Annotated in this window: 6 protein-coding genes and 2 pseudogenes; 5 read left to right on the forward strand and 3 right to left on the reverse strand. The window is 68.4% G+C overall.

The features are described 5' to 3' along the window. Nucleotides 1–497: 497 nt before the first annotated feature. The gene (locus AB0I73_RS39870) at nt 498–620 is read right to left on the reverse strand and encodes a hypothetical protein (protein WP_363045292.1); all 123 of its coding nucleotides are present in this window, start codon (nt 618–620) and stop codon (nt 498–500) included. 43 nt (nt 621–663) lie between these two features. Between AB0I73_RS39870 and AB0I73_RS39875 the strand changes: the two are divergent. The 3 genes and pseudogenes from AB0I73_RS39875 to AB0I73_RS39885 all read left to right on the forward strand — a co-directional run. Then, nucleotides 664–882: pseudogene (locus tag AB0I73_RS39875) on the forward strand (hypothetical protein); the annotation flags it as partial. 693 nt (nt 883–1575) lie between these two features. Continuing rightward, on the forward strand, nt 1576–2469 hold the full coding sequence (locus AB0I73_RS39880; RefSeq protein ID WP_363045287.1) for an XRE family transcriptional regulator: 894 nt from the start codon (nt 1576–1578) through the stop codon (nt 2467–2469). 8 nt (nt 2470–2477) lie between these two features. Continuing rightward, nucleotides 2478–3338, forward strand: a complete 861-nt coding sequence (locus AB0I73_RS39885) for a hypothetical protein (protein ID WP_363045288.1) — start codon at nt 2478–2480, stop codon at nt 3336–3338. Between the two features lie 85 nt (nt 3339–3423). Here the strand turns inward: AB0I73_RS39885 and AB0I73_RS39890 are convergent, their stop codons facing one another. Beyond that, entirely contained in the window at nt 3424–3705 is a 282-nt protein-coding gene (locus AB0I73_RS39890; protein ID WP_363045289.1) for a hypothetical protein, read from the reverse strand. 384 nt (nt 3706–4089) lie between these two features. Here AB0I73_RS39890 and AB0I73_RS39895 point away from each other — a divergent pair, with 384 nt between their 5' ends. Both AB0I73_RS39895 and AB0I73_RS39900 read left to right on the forward strand, forming a co-directional pair. Next, the gene (locus AB0I73_RS39895; RefSeq protein WP_363045290.1) at nt 4090–5160 is read left to right on the forward strand and encodes a hypothetical protein; all 1071 of its coding nucleotides are present in this window, start codon (nt 4090–4092) and stop codon (nt 5158–5160) included. Between the two features lie 60 nt (nt 5161–5220). Further along, nucleotides 5221–5580: a hypothetical protein gene (locus AB0I73_RS39900; protein ID WP_363045291.1), complete on the forward strand. Its 360-nt coding sequence runs from the start codon at nt 5221–5223 to the stop codon at nt 5578–5580. A gap of 284 nt (nt 5581–5864) precedes the next feature. Here the strand turns inward: AB0I73_RS39900 and AB0I73_RS39905 are convergent. Further along, a pseudogene (locus AB0I73_RS39905) lies at nt 5865–6177 on the reverse strand (dihydrofolate reductase family protein); the annotation flags it as partial. Nucleotides 6178–6249 lie beyond the last annotated feature (72 nt).

Here is a 6249-nt window from a genome sequence, read left to right on the forward strand (position 1 = left end):
GGGAGGTCTACCAGCTCATCGCCACTCCGAGCCCCGCAGCCAGCCGCGCACGTGCCGCAATCGCTACTTGACATCCATAGGGGCATCAACGCCGTCGGAGGCTCCCCCACCCGGAGTTCCCACCATCGCGACTGGGCTGGACCTGACCACGGATGCGTACCAGTGCGAACAGCGACTGCACCTGCGGCTACGCAGGCTCTTCGATACATCGACCCGCCGGTCCCCAGGAGGCGCCGACTCATTGATCTTGATCGCGGCCTGCTGCTGCTCCGCTTCACTGCGCGGCGCGTTCGGCCCGCGGTGTGGGGAGGTCTCGCTCGGGGCTGAGTGGGATGGCGCGGGTGATACCCGGGCTGAACTCGCCGTTGGTGCCGCGCAGGCCAGGCGGTTCAGTCGGCGGGGCGGCGCGTAAGGCGAGGTCGGTGCTCGGGGAGCGGCAGGTGGCCCCCTGGGGGCCAAGCGGCAGGGAGGCGGGTGACGGAGAATCCCCCCATGTTTCAGCGGTCGGCGTCTTCGGGGTGCGTCTCGGCCCGGGCGGCAGTCGCGGGCGCCGGTGCGGTGGGGGCGGTGTAGAAGACCGAGGCGCCCTGCTTGGTGCGCTGGGCCTGGCTCTTGGCCACGAGGCCTTCGAGCCGGTCCCAGGACAACCACGTCGGTGAGCGCACGGGTGTTCCGGCGCCGCCCGACCCCATCGACGATGCCGAAGCCCGCCTGGCCTACGTGGCCGTCACCCGCACCCGACGGCGCCTGGATCTGGGAGGCCTGTCCTGGATCCACGACCACCCCGACGGCCACCACGACCTGCCGGAACCGCCCTCGCAAAATGAGGCGACGGCACTGCGCCAGAACGACGGTTATGGGGAAGCAGTCCGCTCACACTGAGGAGCGGTTGAACGAGACCTGCCCGTCCACCGACAGCCAGGTGGGTAGGCGTGCGACCGTCAGAAGTCTGGACTGGGCTGGAGGGGCGGGGTGCACCGGCGGCTGGTCGGTGAGGTATTGGGCCCCTGTCTCCCGTCCGGCACGGGGGCGGCCGGACGGGAGGGGGGATCGGAGCCCCTCCTTGGGTGTTCGTCAGCACGAGGGGTTCCGCGGCCTTCCAGACGGGAAGGTCCGACGCCGAGGGGCGCCTGGTGTTTCATGGTGGCGGTCTTCCGGCGGCCGTCCGGGGCGGTGGCGCCTTTCTCCACTCTTACGGGTTGGAGCGGGTCATGATCTGTGCACGCATGACCGTTTTTATGGGGTAACTCCCGCCTCTGCGAACTCTATTGTTCCGTAACTTCATGATCACCTGGCGTGTTCGATTACGCGCGGACCATGCTGGCGTCCTGCTCCCGCTGGCGCTTCAGCACCGCCGCGCGGGGCGGTGCTTCCAGACACCCAGTCAAGGGAACGAGGACCGATGCCCATGACGCAGGCGCCGACCACGGTAGATGTGGCGGCCCTCCCCCCGGCCAGACCACGGGCGGTGCCCGAACGCCTGACGATGCGCCCCCCGGTGGCCCGGCCCGGCCTTCCGCCCATGGGACAGCAGTTGACCGCACCGATGTGCCCGCGGCGCGAGGGGGCGCCGTGATGATGCCCTCCCCGGTACCGGAGCGCTCCGACGGTGCACCCGCGGCCCGGCGCGGACGCAAGCCGGAACCAATCGCCGCGGGCGTGGGACTGGCCCACCGGGCGTGGCTGGAGTCGGTTCGCGCCCGCCTGAGGACCAGCGGCCTGACCCTGAACGAACTCGTGGTGCTCACGGGATTCTCCAAGACCCGGATTTCGGAACTGCTGCGCGGCAACGGCTACTACCCGGGCTGGGAGATCACCTTCAGCATCATCACCGCGCTCGAGATACCGGCGTGGCCGATGCGACGGTTGTGGACGGCGGCGGCGCAGGAGGCCAACAAGCAGCCGGCCTGGATCCAGCGGTCCATCGACCGCGTCCTGCCCATCGAACGGGACCACCAGCCCACAGCCCACCAGGGCTTCGTCCAACTGATGGCCGCCCCCTACACGGCCTACGCCCGCGCTTTCCTGCTCACCGACCAGCGCGCCCAGTGGGTCGTCGCGGAAACCTTCGACATCCTCTGGCTGTGCTGGAACGAGGCCGCGACCAGTGAGAACACGCCCCGCTTCGGCTGGCGGCTGCTGCGCTCGAGAGTGCTGGCCCGCGCTCACCGCCACCCGGAGGGGCACGTCGACCTGCGGGCCACCGCGTTGTCGACGCAGACCCAGCAGAAGAGCACCGGCCTCGCGGAGCGCCTCTCGAGCATCGACGAGCTGATGCCCCTGTTCGACGCGATCGGCCGCCTGCCCCGTGATCAGCAGGACATCACGGTGCTGCGCTACCTGTGCGGGATCGACGCCGACGCCGTCCCGGACGTCGTGGGCCTGACACCGGCCGCCACCCGCGCCATCGACAGCCACGCCCGTGCAGCCCTGGCAGACATCTACCGCCGCCGACAAACCAGGGAGTGAACCACTCCATGACCGCCATCGACACCACCATCGACCAGCTGCTGGCGCGCGCCCTGCTCCAGCAACAGCCCAGGGTGCCCACCGACACCGTCCCCTACGAGGACTGCGCCTACCCCGCCCTGCCCCCGGGCGGACCGGTGCTGTGGGAGGACACCGAGGCCCAGACAGCCGACGACACGGCCATGACCCACCTCAACACCCTGTGCGAGACAGCGGTCAGTCACTCCACCGCGTTCCTCGAGGACTTCGTCACCGAGCAACTGCCCGCACCGCACGGGGCCTGGGTGCTGGGCTGCGTCCTGCAGCTCGCCGACGCTGACGAAGGCGCCCGGTTCTGGTGGCAGTACGCGGCCGGCGCCGGCGACGATGCCGCCTCCTACTGCCTCTACCTGCACCACCAGGCACTCGGCGAGACCTACGCCGCGAACTTCTGGCTCGAGCAGACCAGCATCGGCACCGAGCCGGAAACGGAGACCGTCACGGTGCCCGGCGAGGACACCGAAACCGACACCGTGCGCATGGACCGCAGCACCACGACCGTCCTGCGCATCCTCGACCGGCTGGCCTCACCGGGCTTGCGGACTCGCAGCGAAACCGTCACCGCCGTACTGAGCTACGTTCCCGCCGCGGTGACGGCGGGCTACGATGCCCATCCCGACCGGGAAATCCCTCTGCCGGGCCAGGACTTCGCCACACATATCGCCGTCATCCTCGCCACGACAACGCACCGGCCGGCCTCGCCGACGTGCCAGCGGCGCGACAGATCACCGGCCGCGGCGCTACCGAATCGCGCGGACCATGCCCGCCGCGGCGGGCGCCGGGTGCAGGACGCCGCACGCAGCAGACGCAGGGACGCCGGGGCCCACTGACGGGCCCCGGCGCAAAGGGACCGAAAGCATGGATCAAAGAGTGAGCACAGTGCACACATGTCGCCTGGTGATCCGGAAATCGATGTCAGTCACGCGATCCTCGGCCATCAGGCGGGGTGCCGAGCACCGTGGCGACCCGGGCCTGCGCCTCGGCGATGTACTTCTCGCTGGCTTCCTTGAACCCTGAACTGGCCGCCTGTTCCCGCACGTAGGCCTCCATGCCCTCCCGGATGAGGGCATTGGCGGTGGTGGACATCACCGCTGCCATGGCCTGGATACGGTCAAGTAGCTCTCCTGGAAACCGGACTGATACAACGACCTGCCGGTCCTTGTCCTCAGTACTGGTCTTCCTGCGATCGTTCGACACGCGTGTTCCCTTCGTCGGGGACCGACGCCCCGTCCGTGCCAGGGATCGGGGCACGCCACTCCCGTTTTGGGGTGCCGAGACGCCCAGGTCCCAGCACCCTCGCTGACTGAACGCCGCTCAGACTACGGCACTACAAGGAGTCTTGTAGTCGCTCTGGCATATGTGTTGCCATGGACGCCCACTACCAGACGCCGGTTGTAAAAATTCCAATGTGTCCTTCAACACTTCCGGAAATATGGCGTGTCGTGGGCGTGTCGTAGTTGGACATGTAATCCTCCAACTGGGCTACACGAATGCCCTCTTGCGAGGGTCGGTACGCGGCGCACATGACCGCGCACGCCCCGCGCGCGGCCGCAAGTAACGAGCACATACCGAGGAGTTCACGTGCACGACCTTCCCGAGGCCCTCAGCAACGGTCCCAAGCAGCCCCTCGGCGCCGGAGGCGTCACCGCCCACGTCTGCGGCACCGCCCTCCAGATGTTCGACGCCTTCGGCCGCGAGAAGGTCTATGGCCAGGACATGGACGAGCCGCTCACCCAGGACGAGCAGGACGAGAAGGTCTTCGCCCTCCTCGGCCAGCGCTACATCCCACCCGGTGTCCCCTCTCAGGACGCCCACGAGGAAGCCCAGGCCCAGGCCTGCCGGCGCCGTCTCGTCGAAGCTGTCGAAGAAACCCTGTACGGCATCGAGAACGAAGGCGGCCAAACGCCGGCCGTGCTGGGAGCCGACGGCACCCCCGAAGAACGCGAGGCCGAGTTCCGCGCCCACGTACGCGCCGAACAGCCCATCGTCAGCGTCTCATTCACCGGCTCCCTGCGCCGCTGGCTGTCCACCAACGACACCCAGGCGACCTCGATCTCCGTCACCACCTACATCCCCGGCAGGCCCTTCTACGCCGCCCAGGTGACCGCGGACACCGCCCTGCTGAGCGACTGCTCCGGTTCCTGGCGCCTGACCCGCAAGGACGGCTGGCTGGCCATGACCGGCGAACCCGTGGTGGCCGAGGAAGACCCCAACTACGTGGTCCTGCCGCACTCGATGATGGACAGCGCCTCCCGTATGCGCCGCCACTACCCCGAGCCGCTCTTCCCCTTCGACACCAGCAGCGCGGTCGCCCAGGCCGTCCTCGGCGGCAAGGTCCCCGTCGCCTTCCACCTCACCGAGCCGGTCCTGAACTCCGCGATCATCCCCGTCGCCACCGGCCACGGCATGATCGTCCTGTTCCTCGACAGCGGCGAACTCCTCGAAAAGCCCTGGGAAGCCAGTCGGCACATGTACAAGGCCGTCACCGGCGAGCAGTCCTTCGGCGACTTCATCATCGCCCGCGACCTGTGGGCCGCCCGCCGCATCAGCCGCATCCTCAAGAACGAAGCCCACGCAGCTGAAGACCTCGACCCCCTCGCACCGTTCGACGACCTCGACGACGACTTCGGATTCGACTTCGACGACGCCTAGAACACCTCCAGCTCCGCCACCCGGAGCCGACCCCCTGGCACACCCCTCAAGGAAACAATCATGAACGACGTCCCCCTCACCCTGGTCGGCAACGACGGAAGCGGCGACCAGCCCTCCAACAGCAACTGGTTCAAGGTCATCCCGCCCAAGCACGTACGCGACCGCTGGGCCCACAAGATCAAGGCCCTGCGCCGCCCGATCGGCAGCCTGGCCCTCCCCGCGATCGCCGCCACGGCGACTCTCCACTTCACCCACACCATCGAAGCCGGCGACAGCCTCATGGCCTTCGGCCTGACCAGCCTCATCGTCGGCTACGACACCACCGTCGCCGTCTGCCGTACCAAGCGCGTTACCTCCCTCAACGCCATCGCGGGCGTGGGCCAGACCCCGACGGACGCTCCAGCCCGCCGCACGGCTTGAACCCCACCAGGGGGCAGCAGCTCCGCCTGCCCCCACTTGAGCCCGATCACGTGATGCAGCACGACGACCCGCACGGACACGAGCGGCCATTGCCTACGTGCCGAAAGTGGCCGATCACGCGTGATCTGTCACATCGGAGGTTGAGTGATCGATATGCGTCAGTGCCTGTCCTCGATTCCCGAAGTGGGGGTCGTTTGGTCAGGAGTGACTGCTGAAGCACATGAAGGACGGTGCCCCACCGGGGCGTCGTTGATTGCTCGGTGTGAAGTTCCGCAACGACGTCGTCAGAGTACGGCGTAGGTCAGGTGCGTCGCGGTCGACGTCGAGGTCACGCTCCGCTGCACCAGCGTGCGCGGCGCTTTGCCGGTGAACAGGGGCGTCCCGGCGCCCAGCACGACGGGCGCGAGGTGCAGCGTCAGCGCGTCGACCAGCCCGGCCTCGAGCGCCGAGCCGACCGTGGCGCCGCCGCCCATGAGAACGACGTCGAGGTCCTTGCCGCTGTCCGACGACGCCGCCTCGGCCCGCTCGCGCGGTGGTGACGGCGTCGGGCAGACCGGTGGTGACGAACGTCCAGTCGGGTGCTGTCACGTTGACTGACCGGGTGGGATGATCTTCGGGTTGGTCATGGTGGAGGGGGACCGTCCGTGGACAGTGCGTCGCCGTCGTACA

The sequence above is a fragment of the Streptomyces sp. NPDC050388 genome, assembly GCF_040655635.1.
Taxonomy (GTDB): domain Bacteria; phylum Actinomycetota; class Actinomycetes; order Streptomycetales; family Streptomycetaceae; genus Streptomyces.